The following is an 18,472-nucleotide window of genomic DNA, read 5'->3' as shown; positions in this document are numbered from 1 at the left end:
CCGTCTGAAAAGCGTTTGATTTCAGACGGCCTATGAAGGAATATCCATGAATTTAAAACAATTATCATCGGTTGCAGCCTTATTGCTTTTGGCTGCCTGTGCGCAGCCAAACTTACCTCAGCAAAACAGTTGGCAAGCGGCCGAACAGGTGCAGGATTTTAGCGCAGACGGTCGCTTGGCTGTCAAAGTGGAAGGAAAAGGCTCTTATGCCAATTTCGACTGGACTTATCAAAATGCGGTTCAAACCATTGATGTTAATACACCGTTGGGTAGTACCGTAGGCCAGCTGTGTCAAGATAGCGAAGGCGTATTGGCAGTAGACAGTAAGGGTAAGGTTTATCAGGCGGAAACGGCTGAAGAATTGAGCAGACAGCTTTTGGGTTTTGCTTTGCCGGTTCAATATCTGCATATTTGGGCTGATGGCAAACGCGTTGCCAATGCGCCATACAAAATCCTGCCTGACGGCCGTCTGGAGCAGTTTGACTGGACAATATCGCGCACATTAAATAGTTCAGGACAGCCCAAAACGCTACAACTTGAAAATGCCAAGTTTAATATCCGCTTGGTGTTCGACACGGTAAACCACTCTTTGGATAAAAATGGACAAACCCGATGCGCAGCACGCAAATAGAGGATGCCATGTCTGTTTCAGCGGAAATCCAAGCCTTTCCAGCGCCGGCCAAATTAAATTTGGATTTGAGGATTACCGGCCGCAGGAGCGATGGTTATCATAATTTGGAAAGTATTTTCTGTTTGATCGGCTTATACGATACCGTTCATCTGAAAATGCGTACCGATGGGCAGATTATTCTGCATACGCCGGTTGAAGGGCTTAAGCCTGAGCAAGACTTGACTTATCGGGCGGCTAAATTATTACTGCCCTATGCAAACGTGCCGCACGGCGTTGAAATTTGGCTGGATAAAGTGATTCCTACCGGCGGAGGCTTAGGCGGCGGCAGCTCCGATGCAGCCACGGTCTTAATGGTTTTAAACCAATGGTGGCGATGTGGTTTGAGCAGGCAGCAACTGATCGATTTAGGCGTAAGTCTTGGTGCGGATGTTCCTTTTTTTATTTTTGGCAGAAGTGCTTTTGCTAAAGGCGTGGGTGAGAAACTGGCTGAAATAGATGTCCCTAAACAATGGTATGTTATCGTTAAGCCACCTGTTCATGTAGCGACCGCTAAAATTTTTGCACATGAAGGCTTGACACGGGATTCCAAACCCAGCATAATGCCGACTTTCCAATCGTTACAGCCGTTTCAAAATGATATGCAGGCGGTTGTGTTTCAGGAATATCCTGAAGTTTGGAAGGCTTATGTTGAGTTATCCCAATATGGTCATGCATTAATGACCGGTTCCGGAGCATGCTTATTTATAGCATGTGAATCTCATCAAGAAGCAAATACAATTTACCAACAGGTTTCTCAATCATATGAAGCTTATTGTGTGGAAGGATTAGATATTCATCCGCTGTTTTATATGATTTAGTAAGTTGGGGAGTCGTCAAGCGGTTAAGACACTGGATTTTGATTCCAGCATGCGAAGGTTCGAATCCTTCCTCCCCAGCCAAACCCTTTGTTGGGGAGTCGTCAAGCGGTTAAGACACTGGATTTTGATTCCAGCATGCGAAGGTTCGAATCCTTCCTCCCCAGCCAACACTCTTTATTGGGGAGTCGTCAAGCGGTTAAGACACTGGATTTTGATTCCAGCATGCGAAGGTTCGAATCCTTCCTCCCCAGCCAAATAAAAGCGTGTAAGTTTTCTTACACGCTTTTTTACGCTAAGGGAAAAATAACGCTGAAAAACTTTTTTTTACCCGTCTTTACGCGTATAATCGCGAAATTAGTGTCTTGGACATAGGGCAAAGGGAAGCGTAATGTTTTCTGAGCGTAAATCAAATATTGAATCAGGTGAAGATATGGCTGCTTATGACAGTTTAATGGTGTTTACCGGTAATGCAAATCCGGAATTGGCGCAACGTGTTGTCAAACATTTGGATATTTCACTTGGCGAAGCCACCGTTTCCAAATTCTCAGATGGCGAAGTAGCCATTGAATTGTTGGAAAATGTACGTGGTCGCGATGTGTTTATTTTGCAACCTACCTGCGCGCCTACCAATGACAACCTGATGGAAGTTTTGACTATGGCCGATGCACTCAAACGTGCTTCTGCCGGTCGTATTACCGCTGCGATTCCTTACTTCGGCTATGCGCGCCAAGATCGCCGTCCACGCTCTGCCCGTGTACCGATTTCCGCCAAATTAGTGGCGAATATGTTGTACTCAGCCGGTATTGACCGTGTGTTGACTGTTGACTTGCATGCCGACCAAATTCAAGGTTTCTTTGATATTCCGGTAGATAATATTTACGCCACCCCGATTTTGTTGAACGACATTAAACAGCAACGTATTGATAATTTGACCGTTGTCAGCCCCGATATCGGTGGTGTTGTACGTGCGCGCGCTGTTGCTAAATCTTTAAATGCTGATTTGGCCATTATCGATAAACGCCGTCCTAAAGCCAACGTGGCTGAAGTAATGAACATCATTGGCGACATTCAAGGCCGTACTTGCTTGATCGTAGATGATATGATCGATACGGCAAATACTTTGTGTAAAGCAGCCGTTGCCCTGAAAGAGCGCGGTGCAGATCGTGTATTGGCATACGCCAGCCATGCAGTATTCTCCGGTGAAGCAGTGAATCGAATTGCTTCTTCTGAAATTGACCAAGTAGTTGTAACAGATACGATTCCGTTGTCTGAAGCAGCTAAAAAATGTGAACGCATCCGTCAAGTAACTATTGCCGGTTTGCTGGCTGAAACGGTACGCCGTATCAGCAATGAAGAATCCGTCTCATATCTTTTTAATGAAGAAGTGATGACAGGCAGCATGTTGCTGCCATAACCCCATGTCGTCTTAAGCTGGTCGCGGCCGATGACGACGATTTTATCTAAATTGGAGTATTAAACATGACTTACGAAATTCAAGCCTCTGTACGCGAAGCCCAAGGCACTGGTGCGAGCCGCCGCCTGCGTCGCGAAGGCCAAATCCCTGGCATTCTGTACGGTGAAGGTCAAGAGCCTGTTGCTATCGCTGTAGACCACAAAACTGTATTCTACGCATTGGAAAAAGAATCTTTCCATACCGCTTTGATTAAACTGTCTCTGAACGGTGAAACCAAAGACGTTATCGTGCGTGACTTCCAAATGCACCCATTCCGTCGCGAAGTTCAACACATCGACTTCCAAGCTGTGAAAGCCGATCAACCTGTACGTATCCGCGTTCCTCTGCACATTGTTAACGCTGAAAACTCTCAAGCTGTTAAACTGCAAGGTGGCCGCGTATCTCTGTTGAACACTTCTGTTGAAGTAATTGCTTTGCCTGCAAACATTCCTGCTTTCTTGGAGCTGGATTGTACATCAGTAGTTGCCGGCGACATTCTGCACTTGTCAGACATCAAACTGCCGGAAGGTGTTGAAAGCGTTTCTCTGAAACGTAACGAAAACCTGGCTGTTGCTACTGTTACCGGTAAAAAACGCTAATCGTAGTGAATATAAGAAAACCGTATCAGATAAATCTGATACGGTTTTTGTTTGATGTAAGCGGCTATAAATTCAAATAGTGGAGATAAAGCCAAAGTATCTTATAAAGTCATTTGCTATAAAACTTGGTATAGCGTAAAGCGATACGTTTTATAAGATTGAAGCAATTTCTTTGCGAAGCTTATTAAGAAAGCGTCCATGCCGTACCCATTGTGCAGCCGATTCATAATCCTGCTGTTCAAATGTTTGTTGCAAATCTTGATATAGGTTGTTTTGTGCATTTTGGATTTCTTGATCCAATGCTCGGATGGCATCATGATTTTGTTCCATCTGAGCATCCATCAATGTTTCTCGCCATTCCATTTGCTGCATGAGGAATTCCGGAGAGAAAGAAGTATGTTCAGGTGCGTCAGCATCGATACCTTGCATTTTCAACAGGTACGCAGCGCGGTCGATGGGATTTTTTAAGGTGCGGTAGGCATCGTTGATGGTGGACGACATCATCACAGCCTGTTTTTGCTCGAAGGTGGATGCTGAAGCGAATTTGTCAGGATGGAAGCGGGCAGCCAAGGCGCGGTAGGTTTGCTCCAAGTTTTCGGCGTCGATATCGAAAGTGGGTTCAAGCTGGAAGAGTGTGAAATATTGAGACATGGCGGGATAATTAATGTGAAATTTTCGGCAGAAGCCTGATTTTGCCTTATAATCCGCTGATTCTTAACCAAAAGGACTGAATATGAGCAGTAAAGTGCAACATAATAAAGGCAAAATACGCGACAATGCTTTAAAAGCCTTAGTGAAATCTGATTTGTTCCGACACAAGGTGGAACGGAAAAGAAAAGGCAAAGGCAGCTACAACAGGCAGGAAGCGAAAAAATGGCGGGACGGTTTTGATACTGTCCCGCCATTTTTATGTCTTAAACGTGGAAGCTCTCGCCGCAGCCGCAAGAGTCTTTGACATTCGGGTTTTCAAATGTGAAACCTTCCTGTAAACCTTCTTTGGTGTAATCGACTTGAGTGCCGTCCAGATAAACCAAGCTTTTCGGGTCGATATAAATGCGCGCGCCGTGTTCTTCGAAAATTAGGTCGTCCTCGTTCGCTTCATCGACAAATTCAAGATTGTATGCCATACCTGAGCAGCCGCTGGTTTTCACACCCAAGCGAACGCCCAAGCCTTTGCCGCGTTTTGTCAGGTAGTTATTGATGTATTTGGCTGCGTTTTCTGTGATGGTAATCATACTTTTTTCCTCATTTCGCAATTATTTTCTGTTTGCCAGTTTTTATTTCAGACGGCCTCTTGATTTTCAGGCCGTCTGAAAACGCTGTTTTGCCCACTCTATTGCGGCGGCAATGGCAGCTTTAGCTTGCGGACTGTTTTTCCAACAGGTCGAGCCGGTCAATTTCGCGCCCTGTTCCAAAACATCGTCCAAATCCGCTGCCACCAGCGTGGCGACATCATCCAAACCCATTTGCTGCAAACGCTGCAATACGGTTTTGCCTATGCCTTTGACGGCAAGCAGGGATTGGGCTTCTTCATCGGTAAAAGGCATATCGTCTTCTTTGATTTTGGATTTTGCAGGTAGAACGACTAAATATAAACCCTTATCGCCCTCTCCCTAACCCTCTCCCACGGGGAGAGGGGATAGATTTGCAGGCAGTCCCAAATTTGGCAGCAACTTCAAAAGGATTAAGTTTCTGTGTCCTTACCCTCTTCTTTACAAGAAAAGGCATGCCGTTTCTTTTGATTTTGCAGGCGTATCGACTAAATATAAGTCTGCGGCTTATTGCCCTCTCCCTAACCCTCTCCCGCGGGGAGAGGGGATAGATTGGTAGGCAGTCTCAAATTTGGCGGCAATTTCAAAAGGATTAGGTTTCTGTGTCCTTGACTTCCCACCTCCGAGGGAGATGGGAATAAATCATCAGGTTTGCTTTTCCCGAAAATCCTAAGACTTTCAGAAATCCTGTGAACGTCTGCCGACAAAGCACCCACTAATCGGATTATTTGTTTTCCTGACGTTTGCGATAGTCGGCAACAGCCGCTTTCACTGCATCTTCAGCCAAGATGGAGCAGTGGATTTTCACAGGCGGCAGTTCCAATTCTTCGGCGATTTCGCTGTTTTTGATTGCCAGCGCGTCATCCAGACTTTTGCCTTTGACCCACTCGGTAATCAGGCTGGAAGAAGCAATGGCAGAGCCGCAGCCGTAAGTCTTGAATTTTGCATCTTCGATAATACCCTCATCGTTTACTTTGATTTGCAGACGCATTACGTCGCCGCAGGCCGGTGCGCCGACCATGCCGGTGCCGACAGATTCGTCGTTTTTATCGAAAGTACCGACGTTGCGGGGATTTTCGTAGTGATCGATTACTTTATCGCTGTATGCCATGATGTGGTTTCCTTAAAATATCGTGGTTTGTTGATGTTTTAGTCGTCTGAAAAAGACGATAGTTCTAAATTGTCTAAAATTAGGCGTGCCAATAAGCTGCTGTCAGCATGGTATGCCTGAATACAGGCTTGAATCATTTGTTCGGCGGAGATATTTTGCCAATGTATCTGCAAACCGTTTTTCAGTGCCAATTGTGTCATAAACAGGCGCAATGTTCTGCCGTTTCCTTCACGAAAAGGATGTAGGACGTTCAACTCGCCCAAATAATAGGCTACACGCTCAGCGAATTTATCTTTATCCAACCCCTGCAAATAGTTTTCGCTTCGCAGCTTCTCCAAAAGTTTACGGCTTTCGTTTTCGATAAAAGCAAAATTGGCAAATCGGGTATTACCTTTGGAAATATCAATCCGCCGGATTTCACCTGCCCAATCATAAACATCGCCGAACAGTTCGCGATGAATGGTCTGTAAATGCGCCAAATCGAAATTGCCCGTAATGGGTTGCAAAAGCAGATTTTGGGCGGAAATAGCAGAAATGTCTCTTTCGACCTTTTCTAATTTAAGTGGATCTTGAATGGCTAATTTATTTCTAAATACACCATCATTCATATAGATTATGTCTTCACCACCGTATTTACTCATTTTTTTAGAACCTTTGTTTAATTTTTCTTATTTCTTTCTCAATATTTGTTTTACCAATCTTTAGAAGTTGCATTGCATATTGAGTTTGTCGGCTAATTTCTAAATTCTCCATTTTCCATGAACCAGTGATATCATCAACATCTTTTGTCCAATGATCTTCAATAGTTAACCATTCCAAACTTCCTTTATCATGATCAATAATATCAAGATGATGCCCTCCTTGATAAACAAAAATGTTTTTATTCTTAAATAAGGAAGAGAATTTTTTGAATATAGATCGATTGTATTCAATAACAGATAAAGCAAATTCAATATCTTTTTTTAATACGTCTAAATCTTGTTCGTAATCTAAGTCAAATTGTTCAAAATATTTTCCATAAATAATACGTTTATAACCATTTGGCAAATTAATAATTTTAACTTTCATGGTATTCTTTCTATGAAAATAGCTTACAAGACTGTCTATAAAAAGTGTTTTGCTGTATTCAAAAATCAGACTCACTTTATCAGACAGCCTTTGTTTGACATCAATCTTAATGCGTTGCCCATTCAATCGAGTTCAAGTCAATCCCGTCTTTGAACATTTCCCACAGCGGAGACAGTTCGCGCAGTTTGCCGATTTTGGATTTAATCAGTTCTGCTGCGAATTTCACTTCTTCTTCGGTGGTCATGCGGCCGAAGGTGATGCGCAGGGAGGAATGTGCCAATTCGTCGTTGCGGCCGAGTGCGCGTAAAACGTAGCTTGGCTCAAGGCTTGCGGAAGTACAGGCGGAGCCGCTGGATACGGCGAGTTCTTTCACTGCCATAATCAGGCTTTCGCCTTCGACGAAGTTGAAGCTGATGTTCAGGTTGTTCGGGGCGCGGTGTTCGAGGTCGCCGTTGATATAGACTTCTTCGATGCCTTCGATGCCTTTGAGGAAGATGTCGCGCAGTTTGCGGTAGTGCGCCATGTCTTGCTCGAGTTCTTCTTTGGCGATGCGGAAGGCTTCACCCATGCCGACGATTTGATGGGTCGGCAGGGTGCCGCTGCGGAAGCCGCGTTCGTGGCCGCCGCCGTGCATTTGGGCTTCGAGACGCACGCGTGGTTTACGGCGTACATACAGGGCGCCGATGCCTTTGGGGCCATATACTTTGTGGCCGGACATAGACAGCAAATCAACTTTGGCGGCTTCAACGTCGACAGGCACTTTGCCACAAGCTTGCGCTGCATCGACGTGGAAAATGATTTTGCGTTCGCGGCAGATTTCGCCGATGGCGGGAATGTCTTGCACCACGCCGATTTCGTTGTTCACCCACATTACGGAAATCAGGATGGTGTCTTCTCGGATGGCGGCTTTCAGTACGTCTAAATCAACCAAGCCGTTTTCTTGTACGTCCAGATAAGTTACTTCAAAACCTTGGCGTTCGAGTTCGCGCATGGTGTCGAGCACAGCTTTGTGTTCGGTTTTGACGGTAATGAGGTGTTTGCCTTTGGTTTTGTAGAAGTTTGCCGCGCCTTTGATGGCGAGGTTGTCGGACTCGGTCGCGCCGCTGGTGAAGATGATTTCTTTGGGGTCGGCGTTAATCAGTGCGGCGATGTCGGTGCGGGCTTTTTCGACTGCCTCTTCTGCTTCCCAGCCGAATGCGTGGCTGTTGGAAGCGGGGTTGCCGAAGGTTTCGGTCAGATAGGGAATCATTTTTTCGGCAACGCGTTTGTCAACGGGGGTTGTGGCGGCGTAGTCGAGGTATACAGGGGTTTTGACGGTCATGGTTTGCTCTTTCGTTGGGTCATCTGCCTGCGGTCTTTGCCGTAGGTCGGTTTAATGAATGTGTGTAAAGGTAACGACATGACTGCTGTCGCTGCAGTTTTTTTGTTCAATGATGCTTTGCAGCGTAACGCCACTGAGGTAATCATTGATGGTTTTGTTTAAGTTTTCCCAAAGGTCATGGGTCAGACAGGGAGCGCCGTGGTGGCAGTTTGCTTTGCTGCCGCATTGTGTGGCATCCAGTCGGTCTTCGGCTGCGGAAATGATTTGTGCAATATTGATTTGCTCGGCGGGCGCGGCAAGGATGTAGCCTCCGCCTGGGCCGCGTAGGCTTTCAACCAATCCGGCACGGCGCAGCTTGCTGAATAATTGTTCGAGGTAGGAGAGCGATATGCTTTGTCGTTCGCTGATGGCACTGAGTTTGACAGCACCGGTTTGCGCGTTCATCGCCAAATCTATCATGGCGGTTACTGCAAATCGCCCTTTGGTAGTCAGTCTCATGGTGTGGTTGCCTGTGTGGGGCGTTTTTATTAGTGGGGGAATTGTCTAATATCTGAGTGTTTCAGTCAAGTATGTGGCGGCTCGGTTTGATTGTTTGTTTAAATGGTGGCATGGGTTGATTTTTAAATCGGAAAATATTTTCTTTATTTTTCTGTAATTTGGATTTGAGGCCGTCTGAAAAAAGGCTATCAACCCTACAAATATCAGGGTTAAAATGTTTTGATTTAATATTGATAGTAATATAGATTATCAAAATTATTCTTAAAATTTAGTTGTTTTGATGGAGCAGAGCAAAGGGTTGTTTGAAATGTTCAGACGGCCTGAACCATCCGTCTTTACCTTAACAGAGGCAATCGACAATGAAATGTGATTTAAGCAAAATAACCTGTATCGAAGACTTGCGCCTTGTTGCCAAACGTAAAATGCCGCGTATGTTTTATGACTATATCGATTCGGGCTCTTGGACAGAAACTACTTATCGTGAAAACACTTCGGATTTCAAAGACATCCGTTTCCGCCAAAAGGTATTGGTTAATATGGAGGGACGCAGTCTCGAAACCAAAATGATTGGGCAGGATGTGAAAATGCCGGTAGCGATTGCGCCGACGGGCTTTACCGGCATGGCACACGCCGACGGCGAAATCTTGGCGGCGCGGGCGGCGGAGAAGTTCGGCATTCCGTTTACGCTCTCCACCATGTCCATCTGCTCGATTGAAGACGTTGCCGAAAACACCAGCGCGCCGTTTTGGTTTCAGCTTTATGTGATGCGCGACCGCGAGTTTATGGAAAACCTGATTAAGCGTGCGAAGGATGCCAAATGTTCGGCCTTGGTATTGACCGCCGATTTGCAGGTTTTGGGCCAACGCCACAAAGATATCAAAAACGGTCTGTCCGCACCGCCGAAACCGACCATCGCCAATTTAATCAATCTGGCGACCAAGCCCGAATGGTGCATGAAAATGCTGAACACGGAACGCCGCACGTTCCGCAATATCGTCGGACACGCTAAAAATGTCGGCGATTTGTCTTCGCTGTCTTCATGGACGTCCGAACAATTCGACCCGCGCCTGAGCTGGGACGATGTGGCGCGTATTAAAGATTTGTGGGGCGGCAAGCTGATTATCAAAGGGATCATGGAACCCGAAGACGCGGAAAAGGCAGCGAAAAGCGGCGCGGATGCATTGGTCGTTTCCAATCATGGCGGCCGTCAGCTTGATGATACCGTATCCGCCATTAAAGCTTTGCCTGATGTGGTCAGCGCAGTGGGCAGCGACATCGAGGTTTGGATGGACAGCGGCATCCGCAGCGGCCAGGATATTTTGAAGGCTTGGGCTTTGGGTGCAAAAGGCACGATGATAGGCCGCGCGTTCCTGTATGGTTTAGGCGCATACGGCGAAGAAGGCGTAACCCGTGCGCTGGAAATTCTGTACAAAGAAATGGATATTTCCATGGCGTTTACCGGCCATCGCAATATTCAAGATGTGGATTCCAGCATTTTGCGTTCTACGCGTTGGCATCAAGATGAGTTTTAATCTTTGAACATAGGAAAAGGCCGTCTGAAAATCTGTTTTCAGACGGCCTTTTTATAGACGGCTATTTCTCATTTTGGCGATACCATTCGATGAAGGCATCGGGTTTGACAAAGCCTAATAAGGGTTCGCTATGACTGCCGTCGGCGCGGACAACAAACACACCCGGAGGGCCGAAGAGGCCGTATTCTTTCAGTAAGGCCTGATGGTCTGGAGTGTTGGCGGTTACGTCGATTTGGAAGAAGCGTTGCATATCGACTGCTTCGTGTACCTGCGGCTGGTTGAGCGTGTAGGCGGCCATTTCTTTGCAGGATACGCACCAGTCGGCGTAGAAATCGATCAGCACGGGCTTGCTTGGGTCGGCTTTCAAGGCAGCATCCATAGCGGCTTTAAGTTCGCCGACATCGGTAAACATCTTGCCGTGGTCGGTTTCTTGTCCGGCTTCGGATGGTGGAACCAACGTTAAGAAGTGGTGCAGGGCGGTGGTTTGTTTATTGAAGCTTTGCCAGCCAAACCACGAGCCGCCAATCAGCAGTAAAAAGCCCAATACGGCAGCAACGGTTTTCAGACGGCCTTTTTGTTTGCCTGATTTTGCCAAAAGCATCAGGGCGGGAACAATCATCAGCAAGGTGTAGAGGCCGACTACTGCGAAATAGGGCAGATGCGGCGTGGCGAGATATACGGCAACGGCCAGCAAAATGAAGCCGAATGCGTATTTGATGCAGTTCATCCAGTCGCCTGCTTTAGGCAGGATATGGCCGCCGAATGTGCCGATGATGATGAGCGGCACGCCGGTGCCGAGTGCCAAGACATAAAGCGCGAGGCCGCCCAACACGGCATCGCCGGTCTGGCCGATATAGCCCAAAGCAAACGCCAGCGGAGGCGCAACGCACGGGCCGACAATCAGCGCAGACAAAATACCCATGATGAAGACGGAAACGATTTTACCACCGGAGAGTTTGCTGCTTTGATTTTGGAAATAGGATTGGACGGAGTTGGGTAGCTGGATATTGAAGAAGCCGAACATCGATAGCGCCAATACCACCATCAACGCAGCGGCGGCAAGTACGACCCAAGGTTGTTGCAGCCATACGGTCAACAGCGCGCCGGTCAAACCGGCAATCACGCCGACCAAGGTATAGGTCAATGCCAAACCTTGTACATACACCATAGACAAGGTAAACGCGCGGCCTTTGCCGGCTTTTTTATCGCCCACGACAATGCTGGAAACAATTGGCAGAAGCGGATACATACAGGCGGTAAAGCTTAAGCCCAAACCTGCGACAAAAAACGCCAACAGGTTGGCGTTTAAAGTATCCCAAGAGAGCTTGAAGCGGCTGCTGTCGGGATTGTTTGCACTGGGCTGGGCAGGCATTGGGCCGTCTGAAGAGGCGGACGGTTGCAAAAAGCGGTCTTTGGCAGAAACCGGCTCATCGCTTTGCGGCTGGTAAACCCCGTTGCCTTTTACGTCAAACTCAGTATCCACCGGCGGATAACACACACCGGCTTCGGCGCAGCCTTGATAAGTCAGTGTCAGTTTGTATTGCGGCGCGGCTTGTTTGTAAGGCAGGTCAACCTGTGCGGTATGGTGGTAAACCGTTTGTTTGCCGAAGAATTCGTCTTCTTTTTCTTCGCCTTTGCTGAATTTGGGTTCGGCCAAGACTTTGTCCGGATCGGTCGCTGCAACGATTTTGGACTGGTACATATAGTAGCCGTCAGCGATTTTGAACTGCACGCTGACGCCTTGGTCGGTTACATTGACCTGGGGCACAAAGGCTTGCTCGGGTGGCAGCAAATCATTGGCATCTACTGCGAACGCGAAGCTGCTCAAGCCTAAAAATGCAATGAGGAAATAAAGGAATTTTTTCATAATATCCACGGATATGCCGTTGAGAAACCGTCATTATAAATGATGGGGAAAACAATCGGCTTAATTTAAGTTAAAGATTACGCGAGTTGTCTAATTCTTTTGAATTATATCGGATTACAGTTAACCGTACATGAGCGATAGTCTCATGTTATCGTTCAATTTATGCCAAAGGCCGTCTGAAACGTTCAGACGGCCTTTGTTGCTATTTGGCTTAACTTTAAGGATAAGCGATATAAGCGTAAGCGGAATGGTTGTGTATCGATTCGAAGTTTTCGCTTTCGACGACGAATGATTCGATGCGTTTGTCTGCTATTAACACCGTGGCCACATCACGAACCATGTCTTCGACAAACTTCGGATTTTCGTATGCTTTTTCCGTTACATACTTTTCGTCAGGGCGTTTGAGCAAGCCGTAGAGCTGGCAGCTTGCCTGTGCTTCAACGTAATCGATGATTTCTTCAATACCTACATCCGCATTCGCAATCAGGCTGACCGTCACATGCGAACGTTGATTGTGCGCGCCGTATTGGGAAATTTCTTTGGAGCACGGACACAAGGAAGTAACCGGAACCATCACTTTTAGGCTGTGGCTGTATGTACCGTTTTTGATTTCGCCGGTCAGGGTAACATCATAGTCGAGCAGCGATTGGATGCCTGAGACCGGCGCGCTTTTCTTGCGGAAAAACGGGAAGGAAACGCTGATTTTGCCGGAATGCGAATCCAGCAGGGCAACCATGTTGGCAGTCAGCTTGTGCAGTGTATCGAAATCCAAAGCATCGGTTTGTTTTTCCATCAGGGCGACAAAGCGCGACATATGCGTGCCTTTTTGGTCGGCAGGCAGGAAAACCGTCATGGTCAGGCGGGCGACGGTGGATTGTTCGCCTTCTTTGCTTTTGAGGGAAATCGGAAAGCGCAGGTCTTTGATGCCGACCTGATTAATCGGCAGGTTGCGTAAATCGCGGCTGGATTGCACGTCTGCAATGGCGTTCATGCGTTGTATGTCCTTCATGATAGGATTGTTGAGATGCGTGTAGGGGAATCGGCTCGTGTCGGCCGATTTGCAAATGCGAGATTATATCACTTGCTTTATCCGCCTGCATTGATTGTTTCTATTTTTCAGATAGTGATAAAATCTTCGATTATTCACATCTACATAGGCAGAGACCAAATGAAATTCGCCACGAAAGCCATCCATTCCAGCTACGATTGCGACGAACACAACCGCGCGCTGATGCCGCCGATTTATCAAAACAGTATGTTCGCGCTGCACGAAATCGGCGAGCAGGTTCCTTACCGCTATTCGCGTCTGAGCAACCCGACCCGCCAAGTCTTGGAAGATACCGTTGCCGATTTGGAGCACGGTGCGGCCGGTTTTGCGTTTTCCAGCGGCATGGCGGGGATTGATGCCGTGTGGCGCACATTCTTGCAACCTGGCGATACCATTGTTGCCGTCGCCGATATTTACGGCGGCGCTTATGATTTATTGGTCGATGTTTATCAAAAATGGGGGGTGAACGTTGTTTTTGCCGATTTGGGCAATCCTGACAATTTGGATGAATTGCTCAAAGCGCACAATGTCAAACTGGTTTGGCTGGAAACGCCGTCCAATCCGCTTTTACGTTTGGTAGACATCAAAGCGCTGGCCACGAAAGCCAAAGCGGCCGGCGCGCTAGTCGGCATCGACAACACATTCGCCACGCCGTATCTGCAACAGCCGCTGGATATGGGGTGCGATTTTGTGTTCCATTCCGCTACCAAATATTTGTGCGGCCATTCGGATGTATTGATGGGCATTGTTGTAGCCAAAACCAAAGAGCTGGCGCAGCCTTTACACGACATGATGGTGCATACCGGCGCGATTGCAGGGCCGATGGACTGCTGGCTGGTGTTGCGCGGCATCAAAACGTTGGCTCTGCGCATGAACGCCCATTGCCAAAACGCACTCGAAATCGCGCGCAGTTTGGAAGCTCATCCTGCCATTGAAAAAGTGTTCTACCCCGGCCTGCCGTCGCACGAACATTACGAACTTGCCCAAGCACAAATGCCCAAAGGCATCGGCGGCGTGGTGACGGTTTATCTCAAAAACGACACGCGTGAAGCGGCAAACAGCGTGATTAAAAACATGAAACTGGTCAAAATGGCTTCCAGCCTCGGCGGCGTGGAAAGTCTGGTCAATCATTGCTATTCCCAATCCCACAGCGGCGTGCCGCATGATGTGAAAATGGAAATGGGCATCAAAATCGGCCTGCTGCGTTTCTCTATCGGTATTGAAGATGTGGACGATATTTGGAACGATATTTCCAAAGCATTGGATACGACTTTGTAAATAAGGCTTAAAGGCCATCTGAAGGTGGATAGTTTTTCAGACGGCCTTTAAATTATGGTAATTAAGATGAATATCCCTGAAAAATTTATTCGTCCATTCCCCTCTCCGGAAGAAGTTTTTTCTGAAGAGATAGAGCGTCATGCGAAACATTTTTTACCCATTTGTTCGCTTAATCTTCAATTTATACGTCCTGACAGTGAAGAGTTTTGGATACATTTCGTCCAGCCTGCGGAAATTCATTCGGGTTGCGTAGGTGAGCATACATCGGCATTTCATGACCGTTATAATTTTGAGGACAGTATTTGTTTTGATGTCGATGAGAACGGTAAATATCGTTTTAATGGCGATTGGCGTTTTTTTATTTTGGAAAACAAGGAAATACCGTCTGAAATCAAAACCAGAATAATGGAACAAGCGCAAAAGATTGCGGAAAAACAGGGTATGAGTTTTGATCAGGCAGTTTGGTATAAAACGCCGCATATTTATCGGCAGGATACGCAGGAAGAGTTAGAAAACGTATATAGAATCAATCATCTTTGTTTTAATGCCATCAAAAATTTGTATCTGAAATATGGAAAATTCCTTCAGGGATATGTACCTATTGATCTGGACAGCGAATATACTTTGGAAAAATTGGTTGCATTGAAGGAAGCCGCAGATTCACAATGTCAGGGGGATGGATTGGATAGAGATTTGATTGATGATGCTGGCGGATTATCAGAGGGTATGTTGGAAGAAGGTTTCGACCATATTGATGAAATGTTCCAAGAAGAGTACGGTAATTTAGTGGATACACCCAAACGAGATGATGGAAAAGTTTTTCCTTATGTCGGCTATTTGAGCGGATATAAATTTCAGAAATATGGTTGCGATGAGTTATATCTATTTTTTGATGCGGACAGTAAAAAAGCCGTTGTCCGTTTGGTGTACAGTTAGACGATAAAGAAGATTTCTAAAAAAGGATGAGTCATGAAAACCCTTATTTCAGCAATGATTGGTGCATTTGTATTGGCTGCTTGCTCTACGCCTGCCGATAAGCCTTTATCAAGTCAACCACATATTTCTTCTGCCAAATCATCTGAATCACAGCAAATGAAAATGCCTACTTTAGCCGCCAAATGGCGTGTTGTCGCTTTCAATAAATTCACTGAAAAAGAGTTGGCGGATAAAAACGCCTATTTGGATTTCAGCGAAATGCCTAAGGCCCATGGCAATATGGGTTGCAATAGTATGATGTTCCAAGCGAATGTAATCGGTGCGGATAAAATTGATTTTGGCCCTATCGCGGCAACCAGAATGTTGTGTGAAGACATGAAGCTGGAAAATGCGTTTTTGCGCAAACAAAGCGTATGGAACTATCGTTTTGACGGTAATGATTTGATTTTGGAACAAAAAGGCATCAGCATCCGTTTGCGCCGTGAATAATCTTAAAGGCCGTCTGAAAATAAATATTTCAGACGGCCTTTTGAATCTTTATAATAAGCCCTATTTGAAACTGATACCGAATATCAAGGAAACCTATTATGGCAGCTTCTCCAGAAGCCAAGTTTACAGAAGAAAAAGTCTTGTGGATCAAACACCATACGCCTAAGTTGATGACTTTTGCCATCAGCCGCCCCGAGTCCTACCGTTTTTCGGCAGGGCAGTTTTCGCGGCTCGGTTTCCGTGACGGCGAGGGCTTTATTTGGCGCGCGTATTCTGTCGTATCTGCCGAATACGCCGACACGCTTGAGTATTTCGCGGTGTTAATTGAAGGCGGTCCGATGTCGGCGCGTTTTGCTGCAATGAAAGAGGGCGACACCATTTTGCTGGATAAAACGGCTACCGGTTTCCTCTTGCCCGAGCGTTTCCCCGACGGTAAGGATTTGGTTATGCTCTGCACGGGTTCCGGCATTGCGCCTTTCCTCTCCATTATCGAGCAGCCTGAAATCTGGCAGCGTTTCGACCGTTTGCTTTTGGCGCATTCCGTCTCTTACGCCGATGAGTTGATTTTCAATCAACGCCTTGCCGATTTGAAAGGGCATCCGCTGATTGAAGAATATTTCCATAAATTCACTTTTGTTCCGGTTACCACGCGCGAAGAAACGGAAGGCGCATTGAGCGGCAAACGGATTCCCGAATTGCTGAAGAATGGTGGCTTGGAAGCAAAAGTCGGCTTCAAGTTTACCAAGGCCGATACGCGCTTTATGGTTTGCGGCAATCCGGCAATGGTTAAAGACACTTTCCAAGCCCTGATGGATTTGGGCTACGCCATGCACCGCAACCGCATCCCCGGCGAAATCATGATGGAAAATGGTTTTTAACAGATAAATGGTCAAAGGCCGTCTGAATATTTCAGACGGCCTTCAATATTAAATATAAACCGAAAAACAGAGAAAATATGAATATCAAACAATTGATCCAAGCCTTGCCTAAAGCCGAGCTGCACGTCCATATCGAAGGGACGTTCGAGCCGGAATTGATGTTTGAAATCGCCAAGCGCAACCACATAGCGATTCCTTATGAAAATGTCGAAGCGGTACGGCAGGCTTATGATTTTCACAATTTGCAGTCGTTTTTGGATATTTATTATGCCGGTGCCGGCGTATTGTTGCACGAGGCGGATTTTTACGATTTGACCCTTGCGTATCTTGAGCGTTGCCGCGAAGACAATGTCGTGCATACGGAAATATTTTTCGATCCGCAAACCCATACTGCGCGGGGTGTGGCGTTTGAAACCATGATTAACGGTATTGTTCGCGCCTGCCGTGAAGCTGAGCAGCAATGGGGCATAAGTACGCGTTTGATTATGTGTTTCCTGCGGCATTTGTCGGAAGAAAGCGCATTTGAAACCTTAAATCAGGCTTTGCCTTATAAAGAACACATCATCGGCGTAGGCTTGGATTCGAGCGAGTTGGGGCATCCGCCGTCCAAGTTTGAACGCGTGTTTGCGCAGGCGCGGGCGGAGGGTTTGTTGACGGTAGCGCATGCCGGAGAAGAAGGCCCTCCCGAATATGTTTATGAGGCTTTGGACTTGCTGCATGTCCGCCGTATCGATCATGGCGTACGGGCGGAAGAAGACGAGACGTTGATGGCGCGTTTGATTAAAGAACAAATGCCGTTGACCGTTTGCCCGTTGAGCAATTTGAAATTAAAAGTGTTCCCTGAAATGGCAAAACACAATTTGCGCCGTATGCTGCAACGCGGCGTGTTGGTAACCGTCAATTCCGATGATCCGGCGTATTTCGGCGGCTATATGAACCGCAATTTTGAAGCGCTTGCCGAGGCTTTGGATTTGTGTGTGGAAGAAATCAAAACCTTGTGCGCCAATTCGTTCCGCGCTTCGTTTTTGAGCGAGGCGGAAAAGGAAGAATGGATACGGAAGATTGAAAGTTTTGATGTTGAATAACGATAAAAGGCCGTCTGAAAAAGTTTCAGACGACCTTTTATGATGGCGGTTAATAATCAACTTTGATTTTGGGCGTTTCCTGCACGGCTTTGTATTCTTCTTCCAATTCAAAGCGCAGCGGATACAAATTCAATTTTTCCATCAGCAGGCGGTCGCCGTCTTCGTCCGGATTGCCCGTAGTCAGCAGCTTGTCGCCGTAGAAAATCGAGTTTGCACCAGCCATGAAACACATGGCCTGCATGGATTCCGGCATATTGCTGCGGCCTGCAGAGAGGCGGACGTAGCTGTGCGGCATGGTAATGCGTGCGACGGCGATGGTACGGACAAATTCCGTCCAGTCCAAATCTTCGGCATCGGCCAGCGGCGTGCCTTCCACTTTGACCAACTGGTTAATCGGCACGCTTTCGGGCTGAGGGTCGAGGTTGGCAAGGCTGGCAATCAGGCCTGCGCGTTCGGCGCGGGTTTCGTTCATGCCGACGATGCCGCCGCAGCAGACTTTCAAACCGGCATTGCGGACTTTGCCCAAAGTATCCATGCGGTCTTCGTGTTT

General features: G+C 46.9%; 21 protein-coding genes, 3 tRNA genes and 1 pseudogene. 14 read left to right on the top strand and 11 right to left on the bottom strand.

Features of this window, described 5'->3' with window-relative positions:
* Window positions 1-46 precede the first annotated feature (46 nt).
* The 7 genes from lolB to ACTHUT_RS06530 all read left to right on the top strand — a co-directional run bounded on the left by lolB (window position 47) and on the right by ACTHUT_RS06530 (window position 3,540).
* Entirely contained in the window at window positions 47-631 is a 585-nt protein-coding gene (lolB, locus tag ACTHUT_RS06560; protein WP_188213225.1) for a lipoprotein insertase outer membrane protein LolB, read from the top strand.
* A gap of 8 nt (window positions 632-639) precedes the next feature.
* The gene (gene ispE / locus ACTHUT_RS06555; protein WP_440385858.1) at window positions 640-1,488 is read left to right on the top strand and encodes a 4-(cytidine 5'-diphospho)-2-C-methyl-D-erythritol kinase; all 849 of its coding nucleotides are present in this window, start codon (window positions 640-642) and stop codon (window positions 1,486-1,488) included.
* Window positions 1,489-1,493: 5 nt separating this feature from the next.
* Window positions 1,494-1,569: transfer RNA gene (locus ACTHUT_RS06550), tRNA-Gln, on the top strand.
* Between the two features lie 10 nt (window positions 1,570-1,579).
* Window positions 1,580-1,655, top strand: a tRNA-Gln gene (locus tag ACTHUT_RS06545).
* Between the two features lie 11 nt (window positions 1,656-1,666).
* A tRNA-Gln gene (locus tag ACTHUT_RS06540) sits at window positions 1,667-1,742 on the top strand.
* A gap of 176 nt (window positions 1,743-1,918) precedes the next feature.
* A complete protein-coding gene (locus ACTHUT_RS06535; protein WP_107831933.1) occupies window positions 1,919-2,902 on the top strand; it encodes a ribose-phosphate pyrophosphokinase in 984 nt (327 codons plus the stop codon).
* 65 nt (window positions 2,903-2,967) lie between these two features.
* Window positions 2,968-3,540 (top strand): 50S ribosomal protein L25/general stress protein Ctc, encoded by a 573-nt coding sequence (locus tag ACTHUT_RS06530; protein ID WP_049349632.1) that lies wholly within the window; start codon window positions 2,968-2,970, stop codon window positions 3,538-3,540.
* A gap of 150 nt (window positions 3,541-3,690) precedes the next feature.
* On the opposite strand, the gene hscB is transcribed toward ACTHUT_RS06530, so the two are convergent.
* Window positions 3,691-4,191 carry a Fe-S protein assembly co-chaperone HscB gene (gene hscB / locus ACTHUT_RS06525; protein WP_440385820.1) on the bottom strand — a complete coding sequence of 167 codons (501 nt, stop codon included), beginning with the start codon at window positions 4,189-4,191 and terminating at the stop codon, window positions 3,691-3,693.
* Between the two features lie 82 nt (window positions 4,192-4,273).
* Here hscB and ACTHUT_RS06520 point away from each other — a divergent pair, with 82 nt between their 5' ends.
* Window positions 4,274-4,495 carry an alternative ribosome-rescue factor A gene (locus tag ACTHUT_RS06520; RefSeq protein WP_003746467.1) on the top strand — a complete coding sequence of 74 codons (222 nt, stop codon included), beginning with the start codon at window positions 4,274-4,276 and terminating at the stop codon, window positions 4,493-4,495.
* Here the strand turns inward: ACTHUT_RS06520 and iscA are convergent.
* The 7 genes from iscA to iscR form a co-directional block, all read right to left on the bottom strand.
* Complete coding sequence (gene iscA / locus ACTHUT_RS06515; protein ID WP_440385821.1) at window positions 4,455-4,775, bottom strand: iron-sulfur cluster assembly protein IscA; 321 nt, start codon at window positions 4,773-4,775, stop codon at window positions 4,455-4,457. The two genes, ACTHUT_RS06520 and iscA, sit on opposite strands and share 41 nt — an antisense overlap.
* 66 nt (window positions 4,776-4,841) lie before the next feature.
* A complete protein-coding gene (locus ACTHUT_RS06510; protein ID WP_440385822.1) occupies window positions 4,842-5,087 on the bottom strand; it encodes a recombinase RecA in 246 nt (81 codons plus the stop codon).
* Window positions 5,088-5,535: 448 nt separating this feature from the next.
* Entirely contained in the window at window positions 5,536-5,922 is a 387-nt protein-coding gene (iscU, locus tag ACTHUT_RS06505) for a Fe-S cluster assembly scaffold IscU (RefSeq protein ID WP_003674559.1), read from the bottom strand.
* A gap of 38 nt (window positions 5,923-5,960) precedes the next feature.
* Window positions 5,961-6,563: a putative adenosine monophosphate-protein transferase Fic gene (locus tag ACTHUT_RS06500; protein WP_440385823.1), complete on the bottom strand. Its 603-nt coding sequence runs from the start codon at window positions 6,561-6,563 to the stop codon at window positions 5,961-5,963.
* A 4-nt stretch (window positions 6,564-6,567) separates the two neighbouring features.
* Window positions 6,568-6,990 (bottom strand): hypothetical protein, encoded by a 423-nt coding sequence (locus tag ACTHUT_RS06495; RefSeq protein ID WP_440385824.1) that lies wholly within the window; start codon window positions 6,988-6,990, stop codon window positions 6,568-6,570.
* A 106-nt stretch (window positions 6,991-7,096) separates the two neighbouring features.
* On the bottom strand, window positions 7,097-8,311 hold the full coding sequence (locus ACTHUT_RS06490; RefSeq protein ID WP_440385825.1) for an IscS subfamily cysteine desulfurase: 1,215 nt from the start codon (window positions 8,309-8,311) through the stop codon (window positions 7,097-7,099).
* A gap of 51 nt (window positions 8,312-8,362) precedes the next feature.
* The gene (iscR, locus tag ACTHUT_RS06485; protein ID WP_003746476.1) at window positions 8,363-8,809 is read right to left on the bottom strand and encodes a Fe-S cluster assembly transcriptional regulator IscR; all 447 of its coding nucleotides are present in this window, start codon (window positions 8,807-8,809) and stop codon (window positions 8,363-8,365) included.
* A 359-nt stretch (window positions 8,810-9,168) separates the two neighbouring features.
* Between iscR and ACTHUT_RS06480 the strand changes: the two genes are divergently transcribed.
* Window positions 9,169-10,341, top strand: a complete 1,173-nt coding sequence (locus ACTHUT_RS06480) for an alpha-hydroxy acid oxidase (protein ID WP_070838113.1) — start codon at window positions 9,169-9,171, stop codon at window positions 10,339-10,341.
* A 61-nt stretch (window positions 10,342-10,402) separates the two neighbouring features.
* Here ACTHUT_RS06480 and dsbD read toward each other — a convergent pair whose 3' ends face one another.
* Together dsbD and folE2 are read right to left on the bottom strand one after the other, a co-directional pair.
* The gene (dsbD, locus tag ACTHUT_RS06475; RefSeq protein WP_440385859.1) at window positions 10,403-12,208 is read right to left on the bottom strand and encodes a protein-disulfide reductase DsbD; all 1,806 of its coding nucleotides are present in this window, start codon (window positions 12,206-12,208) and stop codon (window positions 10,403-10,405) included.
* 217 nt (window positions 12,209-12,425) lie between these two features.
* Complete coding sequence (gene folE2, locus ACTHUT_RS06470) at window positions 12,426-13,199, bottom strand: GTP cyclohydrolase FolE2 (RefSeq protein ID WP_440385860.1); 774 nt, start codon at window positions 13,197-13,199, stop codon at window positions 12,426-12,428.
* 177 nt (window positions 13,200-13,376) lie between these two features.
* Here folE2 and ACTHUT_RS06465 point away from each other — a divergent pair, with 177 nt between their 5' ends.
* The 5 genes from ACTHUT_RS06465 (at window position 13,377) to ACTHUT_RS06445 (ending at window position 17,922) form a co-directional block, all read left to right on the top strand.
* Window positions 13,377-14,534: a trans-sulfuration enzyme family protein gene (locus ACTHUT_RS06465; RefSeq protein ID WP_440385826.1), complete on the top strand. Its 1,158-nt coding sequence runs from the start codon at window positions 13,377-13,379 to the stop codon at window positions 14,532-14,534.
* Between the two features lie 66 nt (window positions 14,535-14,600).
* The gene (locus tag ACTHUT_RS06460; RefSeq protein WP_440385827.1) at window positions 14,601-15,470 is read left to right on the top strand and encodes a hypothetical protein; all 870 of its coding nucleotides are present in this window, start codon (window positions 14,601-14,603) and stop codon (window positions 15,468-15,470) included.
* Between the two features lie 33 nt (window positions 15,471-15,503).
* Window positions 15,504-15,959, top strand: coding sequence for an META domain-containing protein (locus ACTHUT_RS06455; RefSeq protein ID WP_440385828.1), 456 nt, complete (start codon window positions 15,504-15,506; stop codon window positions 15,957-15,959).
* 98 nt (window positions 15,960-16,057) lie between these two features.
* Window positions 16,058-16,837, top strand: coding sequence for a ferredoxin--NADP reductase (locus ACTHUT_RS06450; RefSeq protein WP_440385829.1), 780 nt, complete (start codon window positions 16,058-16,060; stop codon window positions 16,835-16,837).
* 77 nt (window positions 16,838-16,914) lie between these two features.
* Complete coding sequence (locus ACTHUT_RS06445; protein WP_440385830.1) at window positions 16,915-17,922, top strand: adenosine deaminase; 1,008 nt, start codon at window positions 16,915-16,917, stop codon at window positions 17,920-17,922.
* A 49-nt stretch (window positions 17,923-17,971) separates the two neighbouring features.
* Here ACTHUT_RS06445 and ACTHUT_RS06440 read toward each other — a convergent pair.
* Window positions 17,972-18,472: pseudogene (locus tag ACTHUT_RS06440) on the bottom strand (biotin synthase BioB); the annotation flags it as partial.

This window comes from Neisseria sp. P0022.S010 (assembly GCF_051956635.1).
This window is presented reverse-complemented; position numbering and strand designations above follow the sequence as displayed.

Coding starts and splice junctions, on each gene's coding strand:
- lolB (WP_188213225.1), top strand. CDS start 47: ATGAATTTAAAACAATTATCATCGGTTGCAGCCTTATTGCTTTTGGCT.
- ispE (WP_440385858.1), top strand. CDS start 640: ATGTCTGTTTCAGCGGAAATCCAAGCCTTTCCAGCGCCGGCCAAATTA.
- ACTHUT_RS06535 (WP_107831933.1), top strand. CDS start 1,919: ATGGCTGCTTATGACAGTTTAATGGTGTTTACCGGTAATGCAAATCCG.
- ACTHUT_RS06530 (WP_049349632.1), top strand. CDS start 2,968: ATGACTTACGAAATTCAAGCCTCTGTACGCGAAGCCCAAGGCACTGGT.
- hscB (WP_440385820.1), bottom strand. CDS start 4,191: ATGTCTCAATATTTCACACTCTTCCAGCTTGAACCCACTTTCGATATC.
- ACTHUT_RS06520 (WP_003746467.1), top strand. CDS start 4,274: ATGAGCAGTAAAGTGCAACATAATAAAGGCAAAATACGCGACAATGCT.
- iscA (WP_440385821.1), bottom strand. CDS start 4,775: ATGATTACCATCACAGAAAACGCAGCCAAATACATCAATAACTACCTG.
- ACTHUT_RS06510 (WP_440385822.1), bottom strand. CDS start 5,087: ATGCCTTTTACCGATGAAGAAGCCCAATCCCTGCTTGCCGTCAAAGGC.
- iscU (WP_003674559.1), bottom strand. CDS start 5,922: ATGGCATACAGCGATAAAGTAATCGATCACTACGAAAATCCCCGCAAC.
- ACTHUT_RS06500 (WP_440385823.1), bottom strand. CDS start 6,563: ATGAGTAAATACGGTGGTGAAGACATAATCTATATGAATGATGGTGTA.
- ACTHUT_RS06495 (WP_440385824.1), bottom strand. CDS start 6,990: ATGAAAGTTAAAATTATTAATTTGCCAAATGGTTATAAACGTATTATT.
- ACTHUT_RS06490 (WP_440385825.1), bottom strand. CDS start 8,311: ATGACCGTCAAAACCCCTGTATACCTCGACTACGCCGCCACAACCCCC.
- iscR (WP_003746476.1), bottom strand. CDS start 8,809: ATGAGACTGACTACCAAAGGGCGATTTGCAGTAACCGCCATGATAGAT.
- ACTHUT_RS06480 (WP_070838113.1), top strand. CDS start 9,169: ATGAAATGTGATTTAAGCAAAATAACCTGTATCGAAGACTTGCGCCTT.
- dsbD (WP_440385859.1), bottom strand. CDS start 12,208: ATGAAAAAATTCCTTTATTTCCTCATTGCATTTTTAGGCTTGAGCAGC.
- folE2 (WP_440385860.1), bottom strand. CDS start 13,199: ATGAACGCCATTGCAGACGTGCAATCCAGCCGCGATTTACGCAACCTG.
- ACTHUT_RS06465 (WP_440385826.1), top strand. CDS start 13,377: ATGAAATTCGCCACGAAAGCCATCCATTCCAGCTACGATTGCGACGAA.
- ACTHUT_RS06460 (WP_440385827.1), top strand. CDS start 14,601: ATGAATATCCCTGAAAAATTTATTCGTCCATTCCCCTCTCCGGAAGAA.
- ACTHUT_RS06455 (WP_440385828.1), top strand. CDS start 15,504: ATGAAAACCCTTATTTCAGCAATGATTGGTGCATTTGTATTGGCTGCT.
- ACTHUT_RS06450 (WP_440385829.1), top strand. CDS start 16,058: ATGGCAGCTTCTCCAGAAGCCAAGTTTACAGAAGAAAAAGTCTTGTGG.
- ACTHUT_RS06445 (WP_440385830.1), top strand. CDS start 16,915: ATGAATATCAAACAATTGATCCAAGCCTTGCCTAAAGCCGAGCTGCAC.